The organism is Stenotrophomonas sp. YJH_SMC_57, from assembly GCF_059369755.1.
Map to the genome: position 1 here is coordinate 24151 of NZ_JCAFSZ010000011.1, position 26427 is coordinate 50577.

General features: G+C 66.8%; 23 protein-coding genes and 1 riboswitch. Of the genes, 6 read left to right on the plus strand and 17 right to left on the minus strand.

The window, feature by feature from the left end; translation table 11 throughout:
* The first annotated feature begins 4 nt into the window (after positions 1-4).
* Positions 5-394: a DUF488 domain-containing protein gene (locus tag AC5P7U_RS15770; protein WP_006467518.1), complete on the plus strand. Its 390-nt coding sequence runs from the start codon at positions 5-7 to the stop codon at positions 392-394.
* 73 nt (positions 395-467) lie between these two features.
* Here the strand turns inward: AC5P7U_RS15770 and AC5P7U_RS15775 are convergent, their stop codons facing one another.
* A complete protein-coding gene (locus AC5P7U_RS15775; RefSeq protein ID WP_006467520.1) occupies positions 468-971 on the minus strand; it encodes a hypothetical protein in 504 nt (167 codons plus the stop codon).
* A gap of 277 nt (positions 972-1248) precedes the next feature.
* On the opposite strand from AC5P7U_RS15775, the gene AC5P7U_RS15780 reads away from it, so the two are divergent.
* The gene (locus AC5P7U_RS15780) at positions 1249-3276 is read left to right on the plus strand and encodes a sodium-translocating pyrophosphatase (RefSeq protein ID WP_197563800.1); all 2028 of its coding nucleotides are present in this window, start codon (positions 1249-1251) and stop codon (positions 3274-3276) included.
* A 119-nt stretch (positions 3277-3395) separates the two neighbouring features.
* On the opposite strand, the gene AC5P7U_RS15785 is transcribed toward AC5P7U_RS15780, so the two are convergent.
* The 5 genes from AC5P7U_RS15785 to AC5P7U_RS15805 are packed head-to-tail and all read right to left on the minus strand — an operon-like array spanning position 3396 to position 6348.
* A complete protein-coding gene (locus AC5P7U_RS15785) occupies positions 3396-4115 on the minus strand; it encodes an energy transducer TonB (RefSeq protein WP_197563799.1) in 720 nt (239 codons plus the stop codon).
* The gene (gene exbD / locus AC5P7U_RS15790) at positions 4112-4537 is read right to left on the minus strand and encodes a TonB system transport protein ExbD (protein ID WP_006467578.1); all 426 of its coding nucleotides are present in this window, start codon (positions 4535-4537) and stop codon (positions 4112-4114) included. Before exbD ends, AC5P7U_RS15785 begins: the two co-directional genes overlap by 4 nt.
* Positions 4538-4546: 9 nt before the next feature.
* Entirely contained in the window at positions 4547-5275 is a 729-nt protein-coding gene (exbB, locus tag AC5P7U_RS15795; RefSeq protein ID WP_197563798.1) for a tonB-system energizer ExbB, read from the minus strand.
* Positions 5262-5729, minus strand: a complete 468-nt coding sequence (locus AC5P7U_RS15800) for a YbaN family protein (RefSeq protein ID WP_197563810.1) — start codon at positions 5727-5729, stop codon at positions 5262-5264. The genes exbB and AC5P7U_RS15800 overlap by 14 nt, the downstream gene beginning before the upstream one ends.
* 31 nt (positions 5730-5760) lie before the next feature.
* On the minus strand, positions 5761-6348 hold the full coding sequence (locus tag AC5P7U_RS15805) for a biliverdin-producing heme oxygenase (RefSeq protein ID WP_008267425.1): 588 nt from the start codon (positions 6346-6348) through the stop codon (positions 5761-5763).
* Positions 6349-6454: 106 nt separating this feature from the next.
* Between AC5P7U_RS15805 and AC5P7U_RS15810 the strand changes: the two genes are divergently transcribed.
* Complete coding sequence (locus tag AC5P7U_RS15810; RefSeq protein ID WP_197563797.1) at positions 6455-6712, plus strand: DUF2789 domain-containing protein; 258 nt, start codon at positions 6455-6457, stop codon at positions 6710-6712.
* A gap of 103 nt (positions 6713-6815) precedes the next feature.
* Here AC5P7U_RS15810 and AC5P7U_RS15815 read toward each other — a convergent pair whose 3' ends face one another.
* The 5 genes from AC5P7U_RS15815 to AC5P7U_RS15835 form a co-directional block, all read right to left on the minus strand.
* The gene (locus AC5P7U_RS15815) at positions 6816-9734 is read right to left on the minus strand and encodes a TonB-dependent receptor (RefSeq protein WP_495221248.1); all 2919 of its coding nucleotides are present in this window, start codon (positions 9732-9734) and stop codon (positions 6816-6818) included.
* A 178-nt stretch (positions 9735-9912) separates the two neighbouring features.
* A complete protein-coding gene (locus tag AC5P7U_RS15820; RefSeq protein ID WP_197563795.1) occupies positions 9913-10845 on the minus strand; it encodes a FecR domain-containing protein in 933 nt (310 codons plus the stop codon).
* Between the two features lie 104 nt (positions 10846-10949).
* Positions 10950-11450 carry an RNA polymerase sigma factor gene (locus tag AC5P7U_RS15825; RefSeq protein ID WP_197563809.1) on the minus strand — a complete coding sequence of 167 codons (501 nt, stop codon included), beginning with the start codon at positions 11448-11450 and terminating at the stop codon, positions 10950-10952.
* Positions 11451-11536: 86 nt separating this feature from the next.
* A complete protein-coding gene (locus AC5P7U_RS15830; protein ID WP_006467729.1) occupies positions 11537-12013 on the minus strand; it encodes a hypothetical protein in 477 nt (158 codons plus the stop codon).
* The gene (locus AC5P7U_RS15835; protein ID WP_197563794.1) at positions 12013-12504 is read right to left on the minus strand and encodes a hypothetical protein; all 492 of its coding nucleotides are present in this window, start codon (positions 12502-12504) and stop codon (positions 12013-12015) included. Before AC5P7U_RS15835 ends, AC5P7U_RS15830 begins: the two co-directional genes overlap by 1 nt.
* A gap of 184 nt (positions 12505-12688) precedes the next feature.
* Here AC5P7U_RS15835 and ppa point away from each other — a divergent pair, with 184 nt between their 5' ends.
* Together ppa and AC5P7U_RS15845 are read left to right on the plus strand one after the other, a co-directional pair.
* Positions 12689-13225: an inorganic diphosphatase gene (gene ppa / locus AC5P7U_RS15840; RefSeq protein ID WP_005410935.1), complete on the plus strand. Its 537-nt coding sequence runs from the start codon at positions 12689-12691 to the stop codon at positions 13223-13225.
* Positions 13226-13376: 151 nt separating this feature from the next.
* Complete coding sequence (locus tag AC5P7U_RS15845) at positions 13377-14498, plus strand: HDOD domain-containing protein (protein ID WP_006467784.1); 1122 nt, start codon at positions 13377-13379, stop codon at positions 14496-14498.
* Positions 14499-14558: 60 nt separating this feature from the next.
* Here AC5P7U_RS15845 and AC5P7U_RS15850 read toward each other — a convergent pair whose 3' ends face one another.
* The 6 genes from AC5P7U_RS15850 to thiC form a co-directional block, all read right to left on the minus strand.
* Positions 14559-14768 carry a hypothetical protein gene (locus tag AC5P7U_RS15850; RefSeq protein ID WP_478431145.1) on the minus strand — a complete coding sequence of 70 codons (210 nt, stop codon included), beginning with the start codon at positions 14766-14768 and terminating at the stop codon, positions 14559-14561.
* Positions 14769-14938: 170 nt separating this feature from the next.
* On the minus strand, positions 14939-17797 hold the full coding sequence (locus AC5P7U_RS15855) for a TonB-dependent receptor (RefSeq protein WP_312564163.1): 2859 nt from the start codon (positions 17795-17797) through the stop codon (positions 14939-14941).
* Between the two features lie 49 nt (positions 17798-17846).
* Positions 17847-18746, minus strand: coding sequence for a helix-turn-helix transcriptional regulator (locus AC5P7U_RS15860; RefSeq protein ID WP_006467828.1), 900 nt, complete (start codon positions 18744-18746; stop codon positions 17847-17849).
* 115 nt (positions 18747-18861) lie between these two features.
* Complete coding sequence (locus tag AC5P7U_RS15865) at positions 18862-21189, minus strand: winged helix-turn-helix domain-containing protein (RefSeq protein WP_308309518.1); 2328 nt, start codon at positions 21187-21189, stop codon at positions 18862-18864.
* A 259-nt stretch (positions 21190-21448) separates the two neighbouring features.
* Complete coding sequence (locus AC5P7U_RS15870) at positions 21449-22120, minus strand: ion channel (protein WP_197564686.1); 672 nt, start codon at positions 22118-22120, stop codon at positions 21449-21451.
* A 93-nt stretch (positions 22121-22213) separates the two neighbouring features.
* Entirely contained in the window at positions 22214-24058 is a 1845-nt protein-coding gene (thiC, locus tag AC5P7U_RS15875; RefSeq protein ID WP_197563777.1) for a phosphomethylpyrimidine synthase ThiC, read from the minus strand.
* An 82-nt stretch (positions 24059-24140) separates the two neighbouring features.
* A riboswitch (TPP riboswitch) is annotated at positions 24141-24242 on the minus strand.
* 246 nt (positions 24243-24488) lie between these two features.
* Between thiC and AC5P7U_RS15880 the strand changes: the two genes are divergently transcribed.
* Positions 24489-26066 carry a BCCT family transporter gene (locus tag AC5P7U_RS15880; RefSeq protein ID WP_008267394.1) on the plus strand — a complete coding sequence of 526 codons (1578 nt, stop codon included), beginning with the start codon at positions 24489-24491 and terminating at the stop codon, positions 26064-26066.
* Positions 26067-26427 lie beyond the last annotated feature (361 nt).

A 26427-nucleotide genomic window follows, 5' to 3' on the forward strand; every position in this document is an offset into this window, starting at 1 on the left:
TGCCATGGCACTGCGAGTAGTTCGACTCGGTACGCCACGCGTACCCGGCGAGGGACTGCGCATCGGCACGGTGCGGCGTCCGCCGCGCGGCGTGCCGCGCAGCGAGTTCGCCCGCCAGGACTGGTACGACGTCTGGTTCCCGACCCTGTCACCCAGTGCGGAGCTGGTGAAGCAGGCGCACGAGGCGAAAACCGCGGCCGACTGGAATGCGTTCTTCCGCCACTACAAGGCCGAGATGAAGGCACCCGATGCCGACCACGCGCTGGACCTGCTGGCCGCGCTGTCGCAGCACAGCGACATCAGCGTGGGGTGCTACTGCGAAGATGAGGCGCACTGCCACCGCAAGGCGCTGCGCGAACTGCTGCTGGCACGCGGAGCGACGCCGGCGGATTGATTGTCCGGTTGCCGGCCAGCGGCCGGCACGACCTCACGCGACGCCATGGTCGGATTCGCGCTGCCGGACGGCCTCAATTGCAGGCCTTGCCTTCCATCTGCAGCTGCGCGGCGAACATCGTCACCTGCGGAATCTGGCCGGCCGCGGCCTGCTTCTTCGCCTCTTCCAGGTAGATGCGCGACTGGCCCTGTCCATCCAGCTCGACCTTGTTGCTCGACGGCAGGCGCCACACCCGCACCACCGCCTGCTGCGCCGGGCACGCGGCGCTGGGCACGCGGATCACATCGTTGAGCTTCCAGCCCTTGTCGGCACTCGGCTGTGCCTTGGCATAGTCGACGAAGCGCGCGCGTGGCTGGCACTGCTCGCTGGTACGCACGGCGGAGAAGCGGTACGGCGCTGCCGCATCGCCGGTGAACATACCCTCCAACCGCGCGCAGGCCTCGGGGATCTGGCGCAGTGTATGCGCTGCGCCCACCGCCTGCGGGGCACCCACCGCACGCTGCAGCTCCGGGGTTTCAGCAGCGAATGCCGGGGCGGCAGCCACCAGGGCGGCAAGCATCAACAGGGACAGGCGCATGGGGGGATCTCCTTCGGGACTGTGCGCAGGCTTGCAGAGCATGGCTTAACGGGGTGCAAAGGGCGTGATCGCGCTTTGCGCCAGGGGACAGTCGAGCAAGCTCGACTCTACGGTGCGTCGAACGCATACTGCGGGCACCAGGGAATGCTGAACACCGCCATACGTCGGACGACCACCAAGGTCGGTACGGGTTGGTTCCAGGCTGCAGCCCGTCGTCCCCCTCGTGGTGCGTTCATCGCCACTGGATGCTTGTCCATCCATTTTGCGGAGGGGTCTAATGCTGGAACGTCACGGGCTGTCACTGGCGCTGGGCTGCGCCATTCTCGCGATCCTGTTCGGAATCGTCTCGGCGCGCTGGATCCTGCGCCAACCCACCGGCAATGAACGCATGATCGCGATCGCCAGCGCGATCCAGGAAGGCGCACGTGCCTACCTCAACCGCCAGTACCTGACCATCGGCATCGCCGGCGTGGTGCTGTTCGTGCTGGTCGGCATCTTCCTCAGCTGGTACACCGCCATTGGATTCGCCGTGGGCGCGGTCCTGTCCGGCGCAGCGGGCTACATCGGCATGAACGTGTCGGTACGCGCCAACGTGCGCACTGCCGAAGCCGCACGCCACGGCATCAGCGCAGCGATGGACGTTGCCTTCCGCGGCGGGGCGATCACCGGCATGCTGGTGGTCGGGCTGGGCCTGCTGGGCGTGGCCGGCTACTACGCGCTGCTGCTGCGCATGGGCCTGCCGATGGAGCAGGCACTGCATGCCCTGGTCGGGCTGGCCTTCGGCTCGTCGCTGATCTCGATCTTCGCGCGCCTGGGCGGCGGCATCTTCACCAAGGGCGCCGACGTCGGTGCCGATCTGGTCGGCAAGGTGGAAGCCGGCATTCCCGAGGACGACCCGCGCAACCCGGCGGTGATCGCCGACAACGTCGGTGACAACGTCGGCGACTGCGCCGGCATGGCCGCCGACCTGTTCGAGACCTATGCGGTGACCGTCATCGCCACCATGCTGCTGGGCAGCCTGATGCTGGCCGAGGCGGGCGCCAACGCGGTGCTGTATCCGCTGGTGCTGGGCGGCGTGTCGATCATCGCCTCGATCATCGGTGCGCTGTTCGTCAAGGTGAAGCCCGGCGGCTCGATCATGGGCGCGCTGTACAAGGGCGTGATCGTGTCCGGCGTGCTGGCCGCGATCGCGTTCTACCCGATCACCACCGGGCTGATGGGCGACAACGTGCACGGCCCGATGGCGCTGTACGGCTGCGCGCTGATCGGCCTTGTACTGACCGGCCTGATCGTGTGGATCACCGAGTACTACACCGGCACCCAGTACAAGCCGGTGCAGCACGTGGCACAGGCCTCGACCACCGGCCATGGCACCAACATCATCGCCGGCCTCGGCATCTCGATGAAATCCACCGCACTGCCGGTGGTGGCGGTATGCGCGGCGATCTGGGGCGCGTTCGCGCTGGGCGGACTGTACGGCATCGCCATCGCGGCTACGGCGATGCTGTCGATGGCCGGCATGATCGTCGCCCTGGATGCCTACGGCCCGATCACCGATAACGCAGGTGGCATCGCCGAGATGGCCGAGCTGCCTTCGGAGATCCGCGACATCACCGATCCGCTGGATGCGGTGGGCAATACCACCAAGGCAGTGACCAAGGGCTACGCCATCGGTTCGGCAGCCTTGGCCGCACTGGTGCTGTTCGCCGACTACACCCACAACCTGCAGGCCGCCAACCCCGGGCAGGAGTTCCGCTTCGACCTCAGCGACCACACGGTGATCATCGGCCTGCTGATCGGTGGCCTGATCCCCTACCTGTTTGGTGCGATGGCGATGGAAGCGGTCGGCCGTGCCGCCGGTGCAGTGGTGGAGGAAGTACGCCGCCAGTTCCGCGAGATCCCCGGCATCATGCAGGGCACCGGCAAGCCGCAGTACGACCGGGCGGTGGACATGCTGACCCGCTCGGCCATCCGCGAAATGATCGTGCCTTCACTGCTGCCGGTGGCGGTACCGGTGGTGGTCGGCCTGCTGCTGGGGCCGCGGGCACTGGGCGGGCTGCTGATCGGCACGATCGTGACCGGCCTGTTCGTGGCCATCTCGATGACCACCGGCGGCGGCGCATGGGACAACGCCAAGAAGTACATCGAGGATGGCCACTTCGGTGGCAAGGGCAGCGAGGCGCACAAGGCCGCGGTGACCGGCGATACCGTCGGCGATCCCTACAAGGACACCGCCGGCCCGGCGATCAACCCGCTGATCAAGATCATCAACATCGTGGCGCTGCTGCTGGTGCCGCTGCTGTAATCCATGCCATGCGCAAACCCGTAGAGTCGAGCTTGCTCGACTGCTTCTGGCCCGCACCGCAAGAGCAGTCGAGCAAGCTCGACTCTACGGCTCCGACCGCTTCCTCAAGCAACGGCCGGTCACCTGCCGCGCAGGAAGAACGACACCGGCACCATCACTTGCACCGGGTCGCCGGCCACTTCGGCCGGCGGCGCCGGTACCGGGCTGGCCCGCTGCACGGTGTCCAGCGTCTCCTGGTCGAGCAGCTCGAAGCCGCTGCTGCGGCCCAGCTTCAGGCCCGACACCGCGCCATCGCGGGCGACCGCGAAACGCACATAGACCACGCCCTGCTGGCGCAGCCGCTCGGCCTGGCGTGGATAGCGGCGGTGCTTCTGCAGGTGCCCGAGCAGGCGTCCTTCCCAGGTCGCCTCCGCGCGACTGCGCCCACCGGCGGTGGTCTGCGGTGCGGTATAGCGCGCGGCGGCGTCAGCAGCCACCTGCGGCGGTGCGCTGGTCTGCGCGACATTGGCATCGGCGGTCTCCGGCGAGGGCGTGGGTTCCGGTGCTTTGGGTGGAGGCAGGTCGCCCTGCGGCTGCACCGGGGCGTTCGGCTGCTCGCGCACGGCCGGCTTCGGCGCCTGCCGCTGCTGTTGCTGCTGCAGCGGCCCAGTAGCTACCTCGCGCGGCGGCACCGGCGGCGCCTGCGCCATCGGCGCCAGTTCCAGCATCAGCGCCGCAGGCGGGGCGGCGGCGGCCAGCGCCGGCGCGCGCGCCGCCCACCAGCAGGCCGCGCCGATCAGCAGCGCGTGCACCAGCAGCACGATCGCCAGGCTGGTCGCCCAGCGCCGCAGTCCGCTCATCGTGCGCCCTGCTCCAGCCCCACCAGTGCCACCTTCAGGTATCCGGCAGCGCGCAGCGCGTCCAAGGTCGCCATCAGTTCGCCATAAGGCACACGGGTATCGGCACGCAGGAAGATGCGTTGTCCGCTGTCGTCGTGGGTGGCGGCCTTCAGTGCAGCCGCCAGCTCATCGCGCGCCACCGGTTGTTCGCCCACGCGCAGCGACAGGTCGGCCTGCACGGTCACATATACCGGCGCCTGTTCCGGCGGCGTGGCACTGGCGCTGCTGGCCGGCAGCTGTACCGGCACCGACACGGTAGCCAGCGGCGCGGCCACCATGAAGATGATCAGCAGCACCAGCATCACGTCGATGAAGGGCGTAACGTTGATCTCGTGCGCTTCTTCCGGCGCGTCGTCGCGGTCGGATGCGGTCCTGATCGCCATCGCCGCGCCTCAGTGCACCGCGCGCAGCGGTGTCGCTGCGGCACGCGGCACGGCACGATCAAGATCGCGCGAGACCAGCTGCTGCACGGCCGCGGACAGATCGCCGAGCAGGCCGCGCAGGCCGGCCAGCACGCGGCTGAAATGGTTGTAGACCAGCACCGCGGGAATCGCTGCGACCAGTCCGAGCGCGGTGGCCAACAGTGCCTCGGCGATACCCGGTGCGACCACCGCCAGGTTGGTGGTGTTGCTGTGGGCGATGCCGATGAAACTGTTCATGATGCCCCACACCGTGCCGAACAGGCCCACGAACGGCGCCACTGCACCGATGCTGGCCAGCACGCCGATGCCCCGTCGCTGCAGGCGCGCGGTCTCCAGTTCAATGCGGTCCAGGCGCGACGCGACGCGTTCCTTGATGCCGTCGCGGCTGTCCAGATCCTGCGACAGACGCAGTTCGGTGCGTGCAGCCTCCAGCATGGCCAGCGCGGTGCCCTGCTGTGCGCTGGCCTCCACACTTTCGGCTGGCAGAGTCGGCGCCTGCAGCAACAGCGCGCGCGCCGCACGCAGCTGGCGGGCCTGCCGGGCCAGCTCCCAGCCCTTGGCCAACAGCACGGTCCAGGTAGCCAGCGATGCCAGCGCAAGCGCGATCATCACGCCCTTCACCACCACGTCGGCGGCCAGGTACATGCCCCAGGGCGTCAGTGCAGGGGCAGCCACGGGGGCCATGTCAGCAGGAAGCATCGTCTCGGTTTCCATCAGCATCGGGGGTCGCGGCACGGCGGCGGGCCGTGCGCGGGTCGTTGGCATCGTCCACTTCCACCAGAGGCGTGGGCTCCAGGCGTGGGGCCGGGCGGCTGAGCACGTAGCCGGCGCTGACTGCGAAGAACAGGCCCACGCCCAGCAGCAGGCGCCACGACGGGTGCGCCCCCCAGCAGAACAGCGCGAAGCCCACCGCCATGCCGGCGCTGGCAAAGGCCTTGCCCTTGCGCGAGACCGCGCCCTGCTCGCGCCACAGCCGCAGCGACGGGCCATAGCGCGGATGCGCCAGCAGGCGCTGCTCGAACTTCGGCGAGCTGCGCGCGAAGCAGCCCACCGCCAGGATCAGGAAGATGGTGGTCGGCATCACCGGCAGCAGCGCGCCGATCACCCCGAGGCCGACCATCACCCAACCCAGCGCGAACCAGAGCCAGCGCATCAGCGCTTTGCCCGCAGGCGGCAGGCGTACATCAGGCGAATTCCACTTCGACGTGGCCATGCACGCTGCGGAACGCGGCGTCGGCTGCATCGATCACCTGTTGTTCCTGCTCGGCGCTCAATGGCACCGCGTCCAGTGCAGCGGTGAACTCACGCCAATGGCGGGCGGCACCATCCGGGTGCGCGGCCAGGTGGCGGGCACCGAAGTCGCGATCCAGGCCCAGCTTGGCGGCCATCTTGTACAGGATGGTACCGCCGAGATTGGAGCCTTCGGCAACATACAGCCAGCCCAACGCCGCCGGCAGCGGCAGGTCGGCCGGCAGTGCGGCGATGTCCGCACCCGGCAGGGTCTGCTCCAGGTCCTGCAGGTCGCGTGACACCTGCTTCAGGCGACGGCGCTCGCCGAGGTCCGGCAGCAGTGCGTCCAGCGCAGGATTGGCATACAGCGCGTCGATGCTGCGGTGGAAACGGTACTGCACGCGCAGGAAGCGGGCGAAGTTGCTGCGGTCGGCGAAGATGTCGCCGGCCATGATGCGCTTGTCCAGCGCGCCGTGGCTGTCGCGGGTGGCGGCCTTGAGCCGCAGGCTGCGGCTGTCTTCAGGGGCGATGTGTGCGTTCATGGGGGATGCCAAGGGGGTCGTCGTGCTGTAGACGTTCGCCGCGGGGCTTTCCCCAAGGCCGTGTACACCGATAATGGACCATCCCTTCTTCCCGCAGGAACCGATGATGATCACCACCGAACCGCGCATGACCAACCTGTTCCTGCAGCTCGGCCTGGAGGCCAGCGCCGAGGGCATCGCCCGCTTCATCCGCGAGCACCAGCTGGCCACCGATGTGGAAGTGGTCGAGGCGCCGTACTGGAACGACGCCCAGCGCCAGTTCCTGTCCGAGTCGCTGCAGGCCGATGCGGCATGGAGCACGGTGGTGGATGAGCTGAACGAATCGCTGCACGAAGATGCGGTGAAGGCTGCGACCGGTCTGTAAGCACGCGATGGGCAGCGCCGGGCATGGCCCGGCGCTGCCCGTTACAGCGCAGGAGCGGTGCGGACCAGGGTCCGCACCCACCGAAGGCGCACTGCGCAGTCGATCAGTACTTCCAGGTCAACGCCAGGCGCGCGGTGCGGCCCGGGGCCGGCATCACGCCCAGGGCAAGCGGGTCCAGATAGTAGCGGTCGGTCAGGTTGTCCACGCCCGCCTCCACCGACAGCTGGTCGTTGAAGCTCCAGCTGGCGAACAGGTCGACCAGGGTGGTCGGCCGGTACAGCTGCTGGATCGCCGACAGGCCGACGTTCCATTCCTTGTCCAGCTTGCTGATCGGGCCGGCGTTGTGCACCACGCGGGTGCCGAAGGTCAGGCGCTCGTCGAACAGGCGCGAACCCAGGGTCAGGTTGACCATGTAGCGCGGCGGATTCTGCGTGTTGGTGTACGAGCCCTCGAAGCCGCCATCGACGCAGTCCGGCGTGCCGGCCAGCTCAGCGTTCTTGCGCTGCTCGCCATAGGCGCGGCGCTCGGCGGCAATGTCCGGCGCACAGGTCTTGGCCTTGAAGTAGTAGTGCGCGGACAGATCGGCGAACAGCTTGCCGCTGTCATAGCTGGACTGGAACTCCATGCCCGACACCTTGAACCGGTCGACGTTGCGGATCAGGCCGGCCGACAGCGTGCGGTAGTCGCGGGTGATCAGGTCGTCGATGCGGGTATCGAAGTAGGCCAGCTTCAGCGCCAGGCGGTCGCCGGCGGTGAACAGGTCGTAGCGGATGGTGCTGGCACCGATTTCCCAGCTGCGCGCACGCTCCGGCTTCAGTTCACCCACCGGCTTGGCAGCGGTGAACAGGCCCAGCGTGGTCTCGAACAGGCTCGGCAGCTTGGTGCCTTCGGCGTACTTCACGTAGACCATGGTGTCTTCGCTGAAGCGGTAGGCCACGCTGGCAGTCGGCGAGAACGCGCTGTCGCGGCGGCGGATCGGCTGCGACCAGCTCCAGCTGACCGGCACTTCCAGATCCTGCGCCTTGCCCGCGTCGTAGAAGTTCCAGCCACCGATGTCGGCCACCGTGCCCTTCTTGTACGGCGAGGCCAGCAGCGACTCCTGGGTGAAGTTGCCGTTGGCATCCGGGTACCAGTTCAGCAGCGCGATGCGCTTGGCCCGCCACGACGGCAGCGCCGGGTTGCCGTTGAGCAGCTCGGTGTAGCGGTACTGGCCCTGCACCTCGTAGGCGTCGGGCGTGGCCAGGCGGTTGCGGTCATGCACATCCACGCGGTTCCAGCGGCCACCGGCCAGCAGCTCCCAATGCTCGTCAGGCTGCCACTTCAGCGAGGCCACGGCGCTGTATTCCTTGCGCTCGGCGTTGCGCAGGAAGCGGTTGTTGACCAGATCGTCGTGCATGACCGGCCCGGAGCTGCCCGGCGCGATGTCTTCATCGCTGTAGGACAGGCCGTAGTCGAGCGTGAACGCACCCGCGTGCGTATCGAACCTCGAGGTGTTGCTGGCGTCCAGGCCGAAGCGCTTTTGCCGCAGCGGATTGCGGTAGGCATCCTTGTAGCCGGGGTCGCCACTGAAGCTGGGCGCGTCATACCACTCGGTGCGGCGGTCGAAATACCACGGCGTGATGCCGGTCAGGCTGTTGTACATCACGCTGTCGGTATCGGTGTACGTGGCATTGACGCGCAGGTCGACCAGCTCGCTGTCCGGGTTGAAGCGGTAGCGCAGGGTGTAGCTGTCCATGTCGACATGGCCCGGATCCCACTGCGGAATGCGGTCACGATCAACGCGGATGATCTGCGAGGCCATGATCTCGCCGGCGGTGCCTTCGTAACGGCGGTAGCCCGCCTCAAGCGTCTGCGCGTCGTCGATGCGCCAGGTGCCCTTGAGCAGCGCCGACTTCGAGCGCGAGGAGGTGTTGAACACCTCGGTACGCGGCGGGTTCAGCGGGGCCAGCGTGCGCCGGGTCTGCGGGAAATCATCGTAGCCATGCTTGCCCGAGAAGTAGTTGCCCGTATCGCGGTAGGCGTAGGCGGCGACCAGGTCGAAGCGATCCCAATGGCCGGCGGCGGCGACGTTGAAGAACTGGTTGCCGGTAGCGCTGCGGTCGGTGCGCGGCGCAGCACTGTACGCCGGCAGGTTGTTGGCGCTGGCATTGGCCAGGCCACCACGCACGCGCACGCCGAAATCGCGGCCTTCGCGCAGCACGTCACCGATCTTCAGCGTTTCCATCTCGACCACGCCGCCGATGCCGCCAGAGGCGTTGGCCTGCAGGCTGGGGCCCTTGGTGATGGTCAGGCTGGAGATCAGGTCCGGGTCCAGGTAAGTGCGCTGCGACTGGCCTGCATAGCCGCGGTAGGTGTCGATGCTGGACTGGCCACCGTCGATGATCACCGGCACGCGGCCCTGGCCCTGGATGCCGCGGATGTTGACGTCGAAGCCGTTGCCGACGCGCGGGTCGCCGGCGGTGACACCGGCCACGCCCTTGACGATGTCGCCGTTGGAGGTACCGCGGAAGCGCTCCAGATGCGTGCGGTTGAGCGTGGTGGTGGAGCCGACGCTGCGATAGCTGTCGAGCAGGCGGGCTTCGTCGCTGGTCGCGCCCGCATCGACACGGTCGCCGGCCACGCTCAGCGTGTCGGTGACGATCACGCCATCGCCGGCCTGCGCCGGCGTCGCTGCTTCCAGCGTGACTGCATCCGCGCTGACCCGGCGCACCGCCAGGCCACTGCCCCGCAGCAGGTCCCGCAGCGCGTCGTTGGCCGACAGGCTGCCGCTGACCGCACGCGAGGTCACGCCCTGGGCCAGCGCGGCCGGATAGACGACCTGGATGCCGGACTGGCGCATGTAGCTGCGCAGCGCTTCGTCCAGCGGCTGCGCCGGAATGTCGAAGCGCTGCACGGCGGCATGATCGCCGTGGGCGCTCTGTGCCAGCACGGACGGCGCGGCGCTGGCCAGGCCTGCGGCCAGCAATGCGATGCACAGGCGGGACGGGCGCAGCACGCGGCCCGGACAATGGGAGTCGAACATGGGGGAACCTGTCAGGTAATCAGTGCCGCAGGCGCGGCGTCATCCGCAACACAGGCGGACACGGCGACGTACGTGGCGGCGGCGGGTACGTTCGCGGGGTAAGACGGATGGGAGCGCGACGACCCCAAGGGAGATTTGCGGAAGATGGAGGGTGAAGGCATCCACGCATGGCGTGGATCTACTGGACGATGGCGACGCCGAAGGGAAGACGGGTGACCTTCAAACCGGCCGTCGCGGCCAGCGCATCCAGCGCCTGTTCCGGGCGATCGATGCGCAAGGCTGCACTTACCGCCGGCAGCCGAGAAAGATCACCGCGCACGAAGGTCGGCCCGGCACGATAGCGTCCCACCCATTGCACGGCGTCGGCGACACTGGCCTGCTCCAGCAGCAGTTCACCCTGGCGCCAGGCTCCGACGCTGTCCGCAGCCACGTCGCCCAGGCGCGTCACACCGCTGCGCTCACCGTAGACCGCGCGCTGTCCCACCTGCAGGTAGGTCCAGCCACCGTCGGCAGGGCTGGCCACCCGCACCCTGCCCTGCCCGACCTGGGTTTCCACCTGGCCATCGCCGCGCGCGACGGTGAACGCGGTCGAGATGTCCTCGACCACGCCATTGCCCGCACGCACGCTGAAACGCCGCTCTGCATCAGGGGTGACGTCGAACCAGGCGCGTCCGCGCAGCAGCTCGACCTGGCGCGCATGCGCGTCGAAGCGCACGGCAATCGCGCTGTCCGCATCCAGCACCGCGCGGCTGCCATCGGGCAGCTGCACGTCCTGCACCACGTGCGTGCTGCGGTGATCGGCCTGCAGGCGCAACCAGGCTTCCGGCCAGGCCACCAGCATCGCCAGTGCCGCCGCCGCAGTCATCGCCCAGCGCAGTCGCCGCGGCCGCAGCCGCTGCACTGGCCTGGCCTGCGGACGCGGCCCGATGCTGCGCCACAGCGCGCGCTCGTGTTCGAACGCCCGGCGGTGCTCCGGCTGGGCCAGCCAGCGCTCGAACTCGTGCATCCGCGCCTCACCGACGTCGCCCGACGCCAGCCACGCGATCCAACCCCGGGCCTGTTCGGCCAGGGCATCGTCATTGGCGGCGGGCAGCATGTTCGGCGGGCTCATCGGCTGGCGGACAGGCGCATTCAAGCGCGGGCAGGGGAACTAGACCGCATCCACGGTCCAGTGATCAAGACGTTCCAGCGAAGCGCAACCCCAAGATCGGACGGTCATCGACCGCTGCGCGCCCAGGCCAGGCGTTGCAGTGCCGTGCGTACATGGTTCTCGACGGTGGTGACCGACACGCCGAGCCGGCGCGCGATCTCGGCCTGGGTCAGGCCCTGCAGGCGATTGAGCCGGAAGATCGTTCGCGTCGGCTCCGGCAGGTGGCCCGCCGCATCCAGCACGCGCTGCAGTTCGTCCTGTGCCATGGCCTGCTCCTCGGTCGAGATCACCTCGTCCGGCCCCCACAGATAGTGGTCCGCCAGCAGGCGGTTGCGGCGGGTCGATTCACGACCGTGGTCGGTGGCCAGGTTGGCGGCCAGCCGGTACAGGTAGGCGCGCGGGTTGTCGATGGCCTGGCTGTCGTCGACCCCACGCGCCTTGAACCAGACCGCCTGGATCACGTCCTCGGCGCCGCCGTCGCTCCCCAGGATGCGTTGGACGCGGCGCAGCAGCGCTGACCGCTCGCGGATCAGCAGTTCGGTGAGGGTGGCGGCATTGGAGGACATGCGCGGAGCCGGTACCACGGACAAGAAGGCGTCGCGCATGCTACTCCGTTAATGCGAATCAGTCACGTTTGCATTCCTGACGGCTCTCACAGGCAGTCGGTCAGCCCGTCGTAGACACTCGTACCGGTTCGAGGCAGCAAGGCATGCAGCGCGTCATGTCCGGATCCAGCGCCCCATACCTCCAACAGCTCGTCCAGCCGGGTTCCTGCAGCCAGGGGCACCGCGCAGGCATAGCGGCCGACATCGGCATCGATCTGCCCGGTCTGCCGGACCCAGGTCGAGCTTCCCGAAAAGGTCCAGATGCAGCCGGCAACCACGCCGGTGGACTGTTGCACCGAGCAGCGCAGGCGCATCGCCCTGAGGTTGTAATACTCCCCCTCGCAGAAGGTATCGCCACAGACGTCGTCAAAGCCGCGCACCAGCTGACGCTCGGCGGCGAGGAAACGCGCGTGGCCGGCGCCCGGTGCGGGGTAGTCACGGGCATCCACATAGAGCGGACCGGCCTGCACGGCCCCCGCCATCAACAGCCCGCAGGCCAGCCATCGCGTCTTGAACCCGCCCATCAGCCGTCCCTCCGCGCATTCCGGATGCAGTCGGGCAGCACGTCGAACAGGCCGTGATCGAGCCCGGGCAGGGGCCCCACCAGGCCACCCGGTGCGTCCAGCGCGGCATGGAACGCCTCAACCGGCACCCCCGGATGCAACTCCACCGGACAGACCCAGCGGCCATTATCGACGCGAATCTCGCCACTGTCGGCCTGTACCGCCAGCTCGCTGGCAGCAATGACCCAGGCACATCGCTGCACGGTGCCGCGATGGGCCAGCACGGCGCAACGAAACTCCAGTACCTGGTAATTGCTGTACTGCCCTTCACACCAGGTATCGGCGCAGCGTGCATCGAACTCTCCCGTCAGCGCAGCCTCCAGGCCATAGGCGCGCTCCCAGTTGGCCTCCGGTCGCGGATGGTCGATCAGATCAACGTGCAGGCCCCGGGCAGGCGCCGGCAGGGACACCAGCAGCAGCGCAACGGCGGTGAATCGGGCATACCAGGACATGGGCGGCGCTCCTCGGAGATGGGGGTCCAGCCTGCGCCGCCCGCGCCGGGTTCCCCATCAGCCAAACCCCGGGCGGTCCGTAGGGACGCCCCGCGCGGTGCCGTGGGCTGCCCTCCCCTGCACAGCGCCCGGCAAAGGCATAAAATGGTCAGCTATCCGTCTACACCCCCACCTGGAGCACACCATGGGTCTGGAACTCGTCTCGCCCGGCAAGAACCCGCCGGAAGAAATCAACGTCATCATCGAGATCCCGAAGGACTCGGAGCCGGTGAAGTACGAAGTGGACAAGGAAACCGGCGCGATCTTCGTCGACCGCATCCTGTCCACCCCGATGCGCTACCCGTGCAACTACGGCTACGTGCCGAGCACCCTGTGTGGCGATGGCGACCCGGCCGACGTGCTGGTGGTGCTGCCGCTGCCGCTGGTGCCGGGCTCGGTGGTGCGCTGCCGTCCGGTCGGCGTGCTGAAGATGAGCGACGAGGCGGGCAGTGACGAGAAGATCCTGGCCGTGCCGGTCTCGAAGATCTTCAGCGGCTACGCCCACGTTGAAGACATCGCCCAGGTGTCCAGCCACTGGCTGGAGCGCATCGGCCACTTCTTCGAGCACTACAAGGACCTGGAAAAGGGCAAGTGGGTCAAGCTCGACGGCTGGGGCGGCGCCGCCGAGGCCAAGCAGATCCTGATCGAGGCGCACCAGCGCCACCTCGACAGCAAGGCCTGAGCCTGAACCGGATCGCTCCGGCATGCCCTGCCGGAGCGATGCGGGTCACGTTTCACGACGACGGCACATCACTCTTGCTGTCGTATTAGGTAAATTGCGTCACTTCACACGTCGTCGACATCCATCGTCGAGACAGCCAGGGGAATGTGTCGTGCGTATTCTGCTTGTTGGGGATGCAGCCAGCCTGCCGGCCGAGCTGACCGAATTCATTGCCGATCTTGGGGAAGACTGGCAACCGTTGACCGCCGCCGATGGCCAGACCGCGATGACCGCGGTGGCTACGCAGGGCGTGGATGCGGTGATCGTCTGCCCGCAGCTGCCGGACCTCAATGCCACCACGCTGCTGGGCCAGATCCGTACCCTGCGCCCGGAAACCATCCGCATCGCGCTGGTGGATGCCCTGCATGGCAACCGGCCGCCGCCGGCACGCCTGATCGGCGTTGCCCATCGCTTCCTGCCGTTGCCGCTGGCGCCGGAAGTGCTGCTGGAGGCGCTGACCAGCCTGGAGGAGCTGCGCGAGGTGCTGGACAGCCCGCGCCTGCGCGATGCCATCGGCCGCATCGAGAAGCTGCCATCACCGCCGCACCTGTACCTGAGCCTGACCCAGGCGCTGGAGCACGACGACGATGCCGACAGCGCTGACGTCGCCAAGCTGGTCGCCGCCGATCCGGCCATCGCCGCCAAGGTACTGCAGTTGTCGAACTCGGCGTTCTTCAGCCAGGGCCGCACCATCTCCGACCTGCGCACCGCGGTGACCCGGCTGGGCCTGGCCACGCTGCGCGACCTGGTACTGGCCAGCGAAGTGTTCTCGGCACCGACGCTGTCGACCGCCGAACGCAATTCGCTGCAGCAGCGCGCCCTGCTTGCCTCGCGGCTGGCCGCACGCCTGCTGCCCGAATCCAGCGCCGAACTGGGCGCGACCGCCGCCCTGCTGGCCGACATCGGCCTGCTGCTGCCCGGTGTGCGCAATGAACGTTCCGAACCGTCGCTGGCGGGCGATACGCGTCCCGGCCACGCCGAGGCGGGCGCCTATCTGCTGGGACTGTGGGGCCTGCCGATGCCGATCATTGAAGCAGTGGCCTTCCACCTGCAGCCGCAGCGCGCCAATACACGCAGCTTCTGGGTGACCGGTGCGGTGCACGTGGCACTGGCCCTGGTCAACGGCGATCCGGTGGACGAGGACTACCTGCAGCGCGCGGGCGTGCTCAACAAGCTGCCGCTATGGCGCGAGCATGCCAATGCGTTGATGGGGCTGGTCCCCAGCGACGCCTGAACCCGCCACTGCATCCCAGCGAACTCAAGGGGCGCGCCTGACGGCGCGCCCTTTCCTGCATCAGCGCGCGCCGCAGGCATCCTGCAAACAGTGACGATATTGCAGATCGCACAACACCTTCGACTTGCCCGCAGCCAGGCATTCCTGGCGAAGCTCCTCGCAGTACAGCCCGCCCCCACAGACGCCACCGGTCTGTGCGAACACCGCACCCACCAATGTTGCGTAGATCAGTGCAGCAGCAGACAGTTTGTGCAACAGCGTGCTCTTCATCGCTCTCTCCATGTGCAAGTGTCCGCAAGTGGACCCGTCAACTGTGTTGATTACGACACGGCAGGAACGTGATTTCGCTCACCTTCCAACATGTTTCGGAATTCCCCTACAAATAAAGAGGGCGGGCCTTGCGGCCCGCCCTCCCCTTACTGCTGTCGCGCTTCGATCGATCAGAAGCGCTGGGTGTACTTCATGTAGTAGAAGCGACCGATATCGAAGCCACCGTAGTAGGAGAAGCTCGAGTTCGGCTGGCTGTACATGACCGGGCCCTCGTGGTTGAACACGTTGTTGGCACCGAGCGAGACAGTGGCCTGCCACGGCAGGTTGTAACGCACCTGCACGTCGTGGAAGGTGTTCGAACCGACCTTGCGGGTCGGCTGGCCCAGGGTATAGGCCGAGCTGAAGTCAGGCAGGTTGCACTCGGTATCGTAGGAGCACGGCTCCTTCATGCCCGAGTAGTAACGCACGCCCCAGTTCACGCCCAGGTTGCCCAGGGTCCAGTCGACATTGAGGTTCGAACGGACGCGGAAGTTGGCACCCCAATCGCCGGTCGCCCAGCTGGTGTGCTGCTCGACCGGGGTTTCGGCTTCGTTGTCACGCTTGTACTCGAGGTAATCGACGTAGGTGGTCTTCCAGTCGATGACGAACTTGCCGAAGGAGAACTCCGGCAGGCGGTACTTGACGCCCAGGTCGTAACCTGCGGTTTCCTGGTAGCCACCGTTGATCAGGGTACGGGTGACGTCGACCACCTGGTTGACCGCACGGCCATCGGTGCCGCGTTCGAAACGCTCACACGCCGACGCCACGCCCAGCACGTAGCACTGGTTGAGGATCGAGGTCACCGACTCGGCGGCGATCACGTTGTTGATGCGGATCTTCCACCAGTCGAGGCTGACGTCCAGGCCCTGCACGAAGTTCGGGCTGTACACCAGGCCTGCGGTCCAGGTCTTGGAGGTTTCCGGCTTCAGCTCCGGGTTGGAACCCGACTCGAAGGCGCTGTAGGACTGGGTGCCCGGGCCGGTCGACTGCGCACCGCCGGAGGTGATCTGGCGGAAGTTGGCCGGAACGCCGCCCGCCTGGCAGGCTGCGGCAACCGACGGGTTGCGTGCGGCCGAGCCGAAGCTGCTGTCGCACGGATCGGTGTAGGCGTCGAAGGTCTGCGACGTGCCACCGTACATGTTGGAAATGCTCGGGGCGCGGAAGCCGGTCGAGTAGGTCGCACGCACCAGCAGGTCGTCGATCGGCTTCCACTTCAGGCCGAACTTGCTGTTGATGGTGTCACCGAAGGTGTTGTAGTCCGAGTAGCGGCCGGCCATGTCGAGCGACAGCTCCTTGGCGAACGGCATGTCGGCCAGCACCGGCACGTTCAGTTCGACGTAGAACTCGTCGAGCTTGTAGCTGCCCTTGGTCGGCTTGCCGGCCAGGTCGGTGCTCAGGCCCGACTGCAGCAGTGCATCCGGGTTGTACTCGCCGCTTTCTTCGCGATGCTCGTAACCGGCCGCGATGGCCAGCTCACCGGCCGGCAGCGAGAACAGCGAGCCACCGATGTTGGCGCTGTAGGCCTTGGTGGTGTTGGTGTAGGTATCGTGGCTCGGCAGGAACAGGTAAGCCTGCAGGGCCGGATCGGCCAGCGAGCCGTTGCCGGTCGAGCCGTACGGTGCCAGCGGGTTCCACGGGGTGCAGCCGGCGATGACGTGGCCCGGGGTGCCGCAACGGGCAACGTCGCCGTCCATGAAGGACGGGCCGACCGCATTCTGCACGTTCGGAATGAACAGGTTGCCGGTTCCGGTCTTGACGCCCTTGTTCTGGTTGTAGACGTAGCCCACGTCCCAGTCCCAGAACTTGTCGCCGAACTCGAACGAACCTTCCAGGCCGGCCGAGAAGCGGAAGGTTTCCTGCTCGGACTCGGTCTGGCGCGGCATTTCCGAGGTACGACGGATGAAGTTCGCATCCGTGCCCAGCGGGTTGTAGATGCTGTCGGCCGACAGCGGGGTGCCATAGACCTCGGACTGGTACGGGTAGCCAGCGATCTGCTGGGTGGCCGTACGCTTGGTGTACAGCACGTTCGCGGTGGCGCGGATGTTGTCGGTCAGGTCGTAGTTGCCATTGGCGAACACCGAACGACGGGTCAGCTTGTTCTGCAGCCACATTTCCTGGCTGGCATTGGTGTAGTCAGCCGGGCCGAACTCGCGGAAGTCCGCCATGGTGTTGCCCGTGCCATTGTTGGCGCGGGTGTACCAGTTGTCGTTGCTGTCGATCAGCACGCCGTGGTTGGACGCCGGCGACCAGCCGTTGGCATCCGAATCGGTCGGGTTCGGGTGGAAGCGACCGTTCGGGTAGCGGCTGAAGGAACGATCCTTCGCCCAGACCGGATCTTCCTTGCTGTACTCGGCACCGAAGGTGATCGAACCGCGCTCACCGGTCTGGCCGTAGACGAAGTTGTAGACCTGCTTCTCGCCGTCGCCCTGGCCGTACTGGCCGCCGTAGACGCTGGCTTCCAGGCCGTCGAAGTTCTTGCGGGTGATGATGTTGATCACGCCGGCGATGGCATCGGAGCCGTAGATCGCCGAGGCGCCGTCGGTCAGCACTTCAATGCGCTCGACCACCGAGGTCGGGATGGCAGCCAGGTCGGTGTAGCCGCCGGTGCTGACGCCCATGCGCTTGCCGTCCAGCAGCACCAGGGTGCGCTCCGGGCCCAGGCCACGCAGGTCGACGTACTGGCCGCCCACTTCTTCGCCCGAGGTCAGGGCGTCGGCACGGCTGATGGCCGGCGAACCGGTCGCCGACAGGTTCTGCACGATATCGCCGACGCTGGTGAAGCCCTGCTTCTCGATGTCGGCGCGCTGCAGCGCGATCACGGGCTGCGCGGTTTCCATGCTCGCCTGGCGGATGCGCGAGCCGGTGACCGAAATGCGGTCCAGGTCGGTCGTGGCCTTCGCTTCCTGGGCGGAAGCAAAGGCCGGCGCCAGCGCCAGCGCAATGCCGGCGGGCAGCAGGCCGAGCCGCACTGCGGGATTACAAACGTTCATCAATCTCTCCAAGGTACGTGTTAGCAGCGTGTTAAAACACCCCAGCACGTTACGATTGCGTTGCGACGCTGTATTTGCGCGACCCAACCAGAGACTTTGCAGAATGTGGCGGCAGAACCCCGCCGTTTTCGCGGAAGCGCGATGCGGATTGGCCGTAGCGGGCGCGGAAGGCGCGGGCGAAGCTGCAGCAGTTGTCGAATCCGCTGGCTGCGGCGACCTCACCCACCATCATGTCGGTGTCGCGCAGCAGATCGGCGGCCCGTTCCAGGCGCAACCGTGCCGAAAGCGACTGAGGACTCTCTTCGTAGAGGCTCTGGAAGGTCTTGGAGAGATACCAGCTGGAGAAGTTGGTCAGCTCGGCCAACTCACCGATCCTCACCACGCGATGGCTGTTGCCTTCCAGGTAGAGCCTTGCGCGTTGCATGCGCCCGAACACCTGGCGCTTGCGGCTGCGCGAGCGTCCCGGGCAGCGCTGCACGTTCTCGGCCAGGCCACGTTGCAGGCTCGCCAGATGCAGCAGCAGCGGCCTCAGTGCATGGGCCGGCTGGCCACTGGCCAGCGCGTCGCGCCACAACCGCAGGCCCACCCGGGCGTCGCTGCGGCTCAAGCGGCCGCGACCGGCATACAGCCCACAGTCGGCCATCTCGGTCAGTACCCGCAGCGCTTCAACGTTCAGGTTCAGGCCCACGCACAACCCGTTGCGGCCCGCCTGCACCAACGGCCGGGACTCCTTCTCGAATGCGATCCACTCACCCTGGCGGAGCCGGAAGCGCCCTTCCTTGGCTTCGACCCAGGAACTGCCACGCACCTGCATCCACACCGTGAAGCTGCTTCCCGCCGTCTGCAGGCTGCCCAGCCGGGCGACGCCGAGGCAGGTGGGCGTGCCTTCATCGAGGGACTTGTCGAGAGAGACGGTTTGGCCGCGATCGGCCAGTGAGAGTTGACGCATGCGGGCACCACGGATTTGCCTAGTACAGGCCTCCGTTTTGCCCAATCAGGCGGCAGCGCGTCAGGAAAGTCTGCCGAGATCGCCACGAATTCGTGGCGAGAACGGCACGAAAAAATTACGAAGAGAAATTCTTCTTGAAAATCAAAAGCCTGGAGAACGCCGGGAACAAGGTCGGCGCCGGCCGAGGCAGCTGCATGACGCCGATGTCGGCACCATCGCTGACGGCCAGGGCCACGTACAGATCACGACCATCGGCGCTGGCACTGATCCCGTTGCCCGCGCTGAGCCGCTGCGCATCCAGGCAACGCTCCGGGGCCTCGACACCGGCCTCGATGCGGACCAGGGTCGTGCCACACCGGGTAGAGGTTCCCAGGTAGCCGATAGCGCCACTGCCGGCGACCGTCCAGGTGCGGTAGCGCCAGCGGCTCGGCCGGTCCTCGCTGATCTGGCGCACGCTGGCCGACGACAGCGCCGGATCGACCGACCACAGCCCGCCAGCCGCCAGGCGCGTGAACAGCACCCGCCCGCTGCCACGATCGAAACGGGCCTGCGATACCCCGTCGATGCTGGCCAGCCGGCGCCAGGGCTGCGTACTGCGATCAAACAGGCTCAACCGGGTACGCTGGTCCGCATCGCGTTCAACCACCAGCAGCTGGTCCTCGGTTGCACCGTACAGGGCCTGCAGCGGCTGCTCCGCCGGCACCGGCAACGCCTGCAGGCGCTCATCTCGCGGTGAGATCTCGTAGATCACCGTGCGCCCATGTTCATCGCGCCCCACCACCAGCAGGTGGCGGCTGTCGGCGGCCCAGTCCGGCGCCTGCCGCCCCTCTGGCCGCAGGCCCTCGATCGGCCGCAACGAGTCCGGCCGCTGCATGTCGGCCCACCACAGGGCGAAACTGCCCGAGCGATCAGAGGTGAAGACCAGCTGCCGGCCGTCAGGCGCCGCCATGGGCTGGCCATCGCGGCCACTGGAAGCGAACAGGCGCTGCGCACTGCCGCCATCGGTCGGCACCTTGAACACACCGAACTGCGCACGGCGATGAACGAACGCCAGCACCCCGCCATGCCGCGACACCGCAGGCCACTGCGCATCGTCCAGGCCGGCGTCACGCAGCGTGCGGCGTTCAACGTCGAGGTAGTACAGGCGCACTTCGCTGTCGACACGCCGCCCGAACACGATGGTGCGGCCATCATCGACCCACGCCCAGCCCCGCTGCTCGGCGGCTTCGTTGGTCAATTGCTCCGGGACGCCGCCACTGGCCGGCATCCGCCACAGGTCGCCCATCTGCGGATTGCGCACGAACACCAGCCACTTGCCATCCGGCGAGTAGCGCGGCGCATAGTCGAAGTCGTCCGCATCGACGCTGTAATCCACGGCATTCCACTGACCACTGGCCAGGTCGAGCACGCGGATGCCGCGATGCGCATACCGCCCGACCATGCTGCCGAACACCAGCCCACGGCCGTCAGGGGTCCAGTCGAAACTGAGCAGCTCGGTGCCGTCACAGCGTGTCGCCTGGCGCAGCGCGCCGCCGGTAGCGCTGGCAATCAGCACCTGGCAGCCGCCTTCGGCGCTGAACCGTGCAAAGGCGATCTCGCGGCCATCCGGCGACCAGCTGGGAAAACGATCGCTGGCGCCCACAGGGGGGGCCAGCAACTGGCGCGCGGGCGCGTTGCCCGAGGTCTGCACCTTGATCGCTCCGCCGCCCTTGCCGTCCTCGTTGGCGCCTTCATAGGCAACCTGGGAACCATCGGGGGAGAGTGTTGGATAGGTCTCGAAGCCACTGGTGGCGGTAATCAACCGGTAGGGCCGCTGCGGGCTGCCGATCACGCGGACACCGTTCTCGACAGCCGCATCCACCGGTGAACTTGCCACTGGCGCCCGGCGCAGCAGCAGCATCGCCAGCACGATCACCGCCGCCAGCATCAACAGGCCTGCTGCCAGCAGCACCTTGCGCCGTACCTGGCGCCAGGTACGGCGCAGGCCCGGTGCCGGCACCGCAATGCCGACAGGAACCACGCCCGCGGCGCCTGCCAGCGTCAGCGGCGGATCGGCGATCTCGCCGATCTCCATCGCAGGCTCGGCCGCTTCCAGCACCTGGACCGGTACCAGCAGGCGGTAGCCGCTCTTGGCGATGGTCTCGATATAGGCCTGGCCGTTGTCGTCGTCGTTGGCAAACGCCTTGCGCAGCTGCGTGACCGCCTGGGTCAACACATCGTTGGTCGGCAGCGTGTCAGGCCACACTTCGGCAAACAGCTCCTCGCGGGTGACCACCCGGCCCGGCTGCCGCAGCAGCACGCGCAGCACGCCCAGTGCCTTCGGTGTCAGCCGGCGTGGACGACGCGCACCCACGACTTCGACCTCTCGCGAGGACAAAGTGACGACGCATTCGCCAACCTGGATGCGGTCGGCCTCGGGCGGCTGGGTTTCGCTGCTGTTCATTTTCCGATATACAGTAGGGACGGGCCTGGGCAGGTTTCACCAGCGATACCGTCCCCATGCAGGGACAACAAAAAGCCAGATTCCGCACAAAGCATCGGCGCATACCGCAAAAACAATTACGCGTACCGATATTAGCCTAAGCCGGTTACCCCGCCTATGACGGGGTCGACACTCAGGCTCTCTCTCGCCGACGCATTCACATAATCTGCATCATCATTCGCGCCCTTGCGGGCGCGAAATTTTTATCTGGCGTTCATTTTCACATGCGCCGAAGCATCGTCAGTCCGACCAGCCGCGAGACCACCAGGGCGACATACATGACGCCCGCGAACTGTTCCAGCATGACCAATGCCCGCGCCTGCGGATGCAGCGGTACCACATCGCTCAATCCGACCCCGGACAACAAGCTGAAGCTCAGATAAAGCAATTCCATCCAGCTGCGCTGCGGCCCCCCGCCCGTGCCCTGGAAACTGCCCGGGTACCACTGCTGGCACACCGCGAACGTAAACGCGAACGCCCAGGCCAGCAGGGTGAAAGTCGCGCCGGCCGCAAACAGCTCATCGCGGGTGACTTTATGGTCCTGCAGCATGTAGGCGATCAGCGCACCGGCCGTGTAGAAGTACAGCAGGCTCTCCAGCAGCTGCGCCGTGGTCAGCAGCGCGCTGCGGTCCAGCAGGGCGCCGGCCAGCGAGAACACTACCGAGGGGATCGCCAGCAGCAGCGCCAGCCAGGTGCCCAACGGACTGCGCTGCACCACCCACAGGGCAAGGCCAAGCACCGCCATCCCGAACATGCCCAGCGCCGCGCGGCCGGCGGCGGTGTCATCCAGGGAGGGATACAGCAGCACCGCCAGCAGTTGTGCGCCGAGCAGCCAGGCCGAGGGATGGCGGCGGGCAATGGCCAGCCAGCGGGTGGTCATGGCAACAGGCATGGCGTCCTTTCCCCGGGGCGATGGGCGGAGGATAGCCGGACACGGCGTGATGAACGGTCGTGCCGGCTGCTGGCCGGCACGACCCTTCGCGCATCACCCCTGGCGGTACACCTCGGCACCGGCGGCGCGGAATTGCTCCGACTTCTCCTTCATGCCGGCCTCAGCGTAGTCGCGCACGTCCTGGGTGATCTTCATCGAGCAGAAGTGCGGACCGCACATCGAACAGAAGTGGGCCAGCTTGTGCGCGTCCTTCGGCAGCGTCTCATCATGGAACTCCTTGGCCTTCTCCGGATCCAGGCCGAGATGGAACTGATCCTCCCAGCGGAACTCGAAGCGCGCCTTGCTCAGCGCATTGTCGCGCACCTGCGCGCCCGGATGCCCCTTGGCCAGGTCGGCCGCATGCGCGGCAATCCGGTAGGCCATGATGCCGTCGCGCACGTCCTGGCGGTTGGGCAGGCCCAGGTGCTCTTTCGGCGTCACGTAGCAGAGCATGGCGGTACCGAACCAGCCGATCATCGCCGCACCGATCGCACTGGTGATGTGGTCGTAGCCCGGTGCGATGTCGGTGGTCAGCGGTCCCAGCGTATAGAACGGCGCTTCGCCGCACTCGCGCAGTTGCTTGTCCATGTTCTCCTTGATCAACTGCATCGGCACGTGGCCGGGCCCTTCGATCATGATCTGCACGTCGTGCTTCCAGGCAATCTTCGTCAGCTCGCCCAGCGTTTCCAGTTCGCCGAACTGCGCGGCATCGTTGGCATCGGCGATGCAGCCCGGGCGCAGGCCGTCGCCCAGCGAGAAGGTCACGTCGTAAGCCTTCATGATCTCGCAGATCTCTTCGAAATGCGTGTAGAGGAAGTTCTCCTTGTGGTGTGCCAGGCACCACTTGGCCATGATCGATCCGCCACGGCTGACGATGCCGGTCACCCGCTTGGCGGTAAGCGGCACATAGCGCAGCAGCACGCCGGCATGGATGGTGAAGTAGTCCACGCCCTGTTCGGCCTGCTCGATCAGCGTGTCGCGGAAGATCTCCCAGGTCAGCGCTTCGGCGCGGCCGTCGACCTTCTCCAGCGCCTGGTAGATCGGCACGGTACCGATCGCCACCGGCGAATTGCGGATGATCCACTCGCGGGTTTCGTGGATGTGCTTGCCGGTGGACAGGTCCATCACCGTGTCGCCGCCCCAGCGGATCGCCCACACCAGCTTCTCCACCTCCTCGGCGATGCCGGAGGACACCGCGCTGTTGCCGATGTTGGCATTGATCTTGGTAAGGAAGTTGCGGCCGATGATCATCGGCTCGCTTTCCGGATGGTTGATGTTGTTGGGCAGCACCGCACGGCCGCGGGCGATCTCGTCGCGCACGAATTCCGGCGTGATGATCTTCTGGATCGACGCACCGAACGCCTCGCCGGGGTGCTGCTGCAGCAGGCCTGCATCGCGGATCGCATCCAGCCGCTGGTTCTCGCGGATGGCGACGAATTCCATTTCCGGCGTGATGATGCCGCGGCGTGCGTAATGCATCTGGGTGACGTTGGCGCCGGCACGTGCACGGCGCGGCAGGGTGCGTGCGGGGAAGCGCACCGCATCGAGCTTCGGGTCATGCTCGCGATCGCGACCGAAGGAAGAACTCAGGCCTTCGAGCTGCTCGGTGTCGCCACGCTCTTCCACCCAGCCGCGACGCAGCGCTGGCAAGCCAGCGGACAGATCGATGCGCACTTCCGGATCGGTATACGGGCCCGACGTGTCGTAGACCGTGACCGGTGCATTCTCTTCGCCACCGAACAGCGTCGGCGTGCGGGTCAGCGCGATCTCGCGCATCGGCACCTGCAGGTCCGGGCGCGAGCCGGGCACGTGGATCTTGCGCGAGCCGGGAATGGGCCGGGTCACGGATTCGGAGAGTTGCTGGGCCTGTTGCTGCAGGGCAGAGAGCTGTGCGTTCATCGGGCATCGTCCAGGAAGGTCAGGGACGAAGCGGCGGCGCACTGCCGCCACGCGCGGACGGTCCCTGGGCGGAGTCCGGGCATGGCAACATTGCAAAGCTTCCCTACGCCGGTATGAGCCGGATCAGGTTCCAAGGGACTGTCTCAACCGTGGCCGTTTGGCCGCGGTACCCCCGCTTCTTGCTGCGCATTAGAGCATAGAAAGCACTGCAGCTCATGACCGTTGCAGCCGCGCATCGCGTGGATTCGTTGTTTCTGTACTAACAGAGCCGTGACATCGCGTTCAGTAACGTGCACGTCCGTCGCATTCCAGCGACCGATGCTTCCTTCGCCGCCGACGCGGCCCCTGCCCGGCTCGCGCTGCACGCCGCCGGCCCCTCGCTGCAAGCTCTGCTCGCTCCCCTCAATCCCTTGATCGGAGAAGCTCCTTCATGGTGTTTCGCATTTCCATCGCACTGGTGCTCGTCCTGGTGCTGCTGGCTGGCTTCGCGCCCGGCCCGTTCAATACCGTCGTCCAGTCGGTACTCGCCGATGTCATCCGCAGTGTCGGTTGGCTCTATCTTCTGGTCGTGTTCCTGGCGCTGACCTTCCTGATGTACCTGGCCTTCGGTCGTTTCGGCAACCTGCGCATCGGCGGTGAAGATGCCGAACCGGAGTTCTCGCGCGCCAGCTGGATGTCGATGCTGTTCGCCGCAGGCATGGGCATCGGCCTGGTGTTCTGGGGCGCCGCCGAGCCGATTTCCCACTTCACCAAGCCACCGGAAGGCCTGGCCCCGCAGAGCATGGACGCGGCGCGGGCTTCGATGCGCTATGCATTCTTCCATTGGGGCCTGCACCCCTGGGCAATCTACGCGCTGATCGGCCTGGCGATGGCCTGGTTCCAGTTCAACCGCAACGGCCGCGGCCTGGTCAGCGACATGCTGCAGCCGATCATCGGCCGCCACCATCGCGGCTGGATCGGGCGCGTGGTCAACATTGCAGCGGTCGTTGCCACTGCGATTGGCGTGGCCACCACGCTGGGCTTCGGCACCATCCAGATCGCTGCCGGCATGGAGCGCGTGTTCGGCCTGCACGCGGGCGTGCCCCTGCAGCTGACCATCATCGCCATCGCGTTCGTGCTGTACATGGCGTCCACCGCCAGTGGCGTGGAGCGCGGAGTGAAGTGGCTGTCCAACTTCAACCTAGCGCTGGCCGCGCTGCTGGCCGCCACCGTACTGGTGCTGGGCCCGACCGGATTCATCTTCGATACGTTCACCACCACCCTGGGCTCGTACCTCAACCAGCTGGTGACGATGAGTCTGCGCATGTCGCCGTTCTCGGGCAGCACCTGGGTGGCGGACTGGACCATCTTCTACTGGGCGTGGTGGATTTCCTGGGCTCCGTTCGTCGGCTCGTTCATCGCGCGCATCTCGCGCGGACGCAGTGTCCGCGAGTTCGTCATCGGCGTGGTGCTGGCACCGACCGTGCTGGGCTTCTTCTGGTTCGCGGTGTTTGGCGGCACCGCGCTGTGGGCGCAGATCTTCGGCCATGCCGATCTGGTACAGGCACTGGGCAACGGCTATGAAACGGTGCTGTTCACCCTGTTTGACAGCATGCCGCTGCCCTTGCTGCTTTCCTGCATCGCGCTGGTGCTGCTGATGATCTTCTTCGTGACATCGGCCGATTCGGCGGTGCTGGTGCTGGCCAGCATGTCCACCGATGAAGCGGGCGATCCGCCGTTGAAGCGCAAGCTGGCCTGGGGCATCGCGGTGGCATTGATCGCAGCGGCACTGCTGCTGGCGGGCGGCCTGGATGCGCTGCAGGGCATGATCACGATCGCGGCATTGCCATTTGCGCTGCTGATGGTGCTGGTGATGGTGTCGCTGTACCGGGTGCTGGACCAGGAGTACACGCGCGAGCGGCGGCAGGCACAGCGCCAGCGGCACATGATCGATGCGTGGATAGCGCGCGAGATGGCAGCGCAGGAAGAGACGCAGGCGGAGGCGGCACGCGCGCAGGATTCGGATTGAGGGTGTTTTGCAGCCTGCGGCTGCACCGCTTTTTTTCAAGCAACTGCAACGGCAACAGCAACTTCAACAGCGGCTCTGGGTTGCTGCTGGTTTGGCGGGTCGGTGTGGGCTGGCAGGACACGCCGTAAACCCGTCCGTGGGGGCTCGATGGCGCCATCCATGGCGCCAACGGTCCTGCCAGCCCACACCGCCCCACCCCCGACAGTTTCCGTGTGACGGTTGGTTTTCCACGCCATGCGTGGATGGGGTGTATCGGAAAACAAGATGGGGTCGGATCCACAGCGCGCGGCTGTTGCTTTTGATTTTCTTCTTTCTCTTCCGTGGCTGACGCGCACGGAAACTTTCGGGGGGCGTGCGGGTG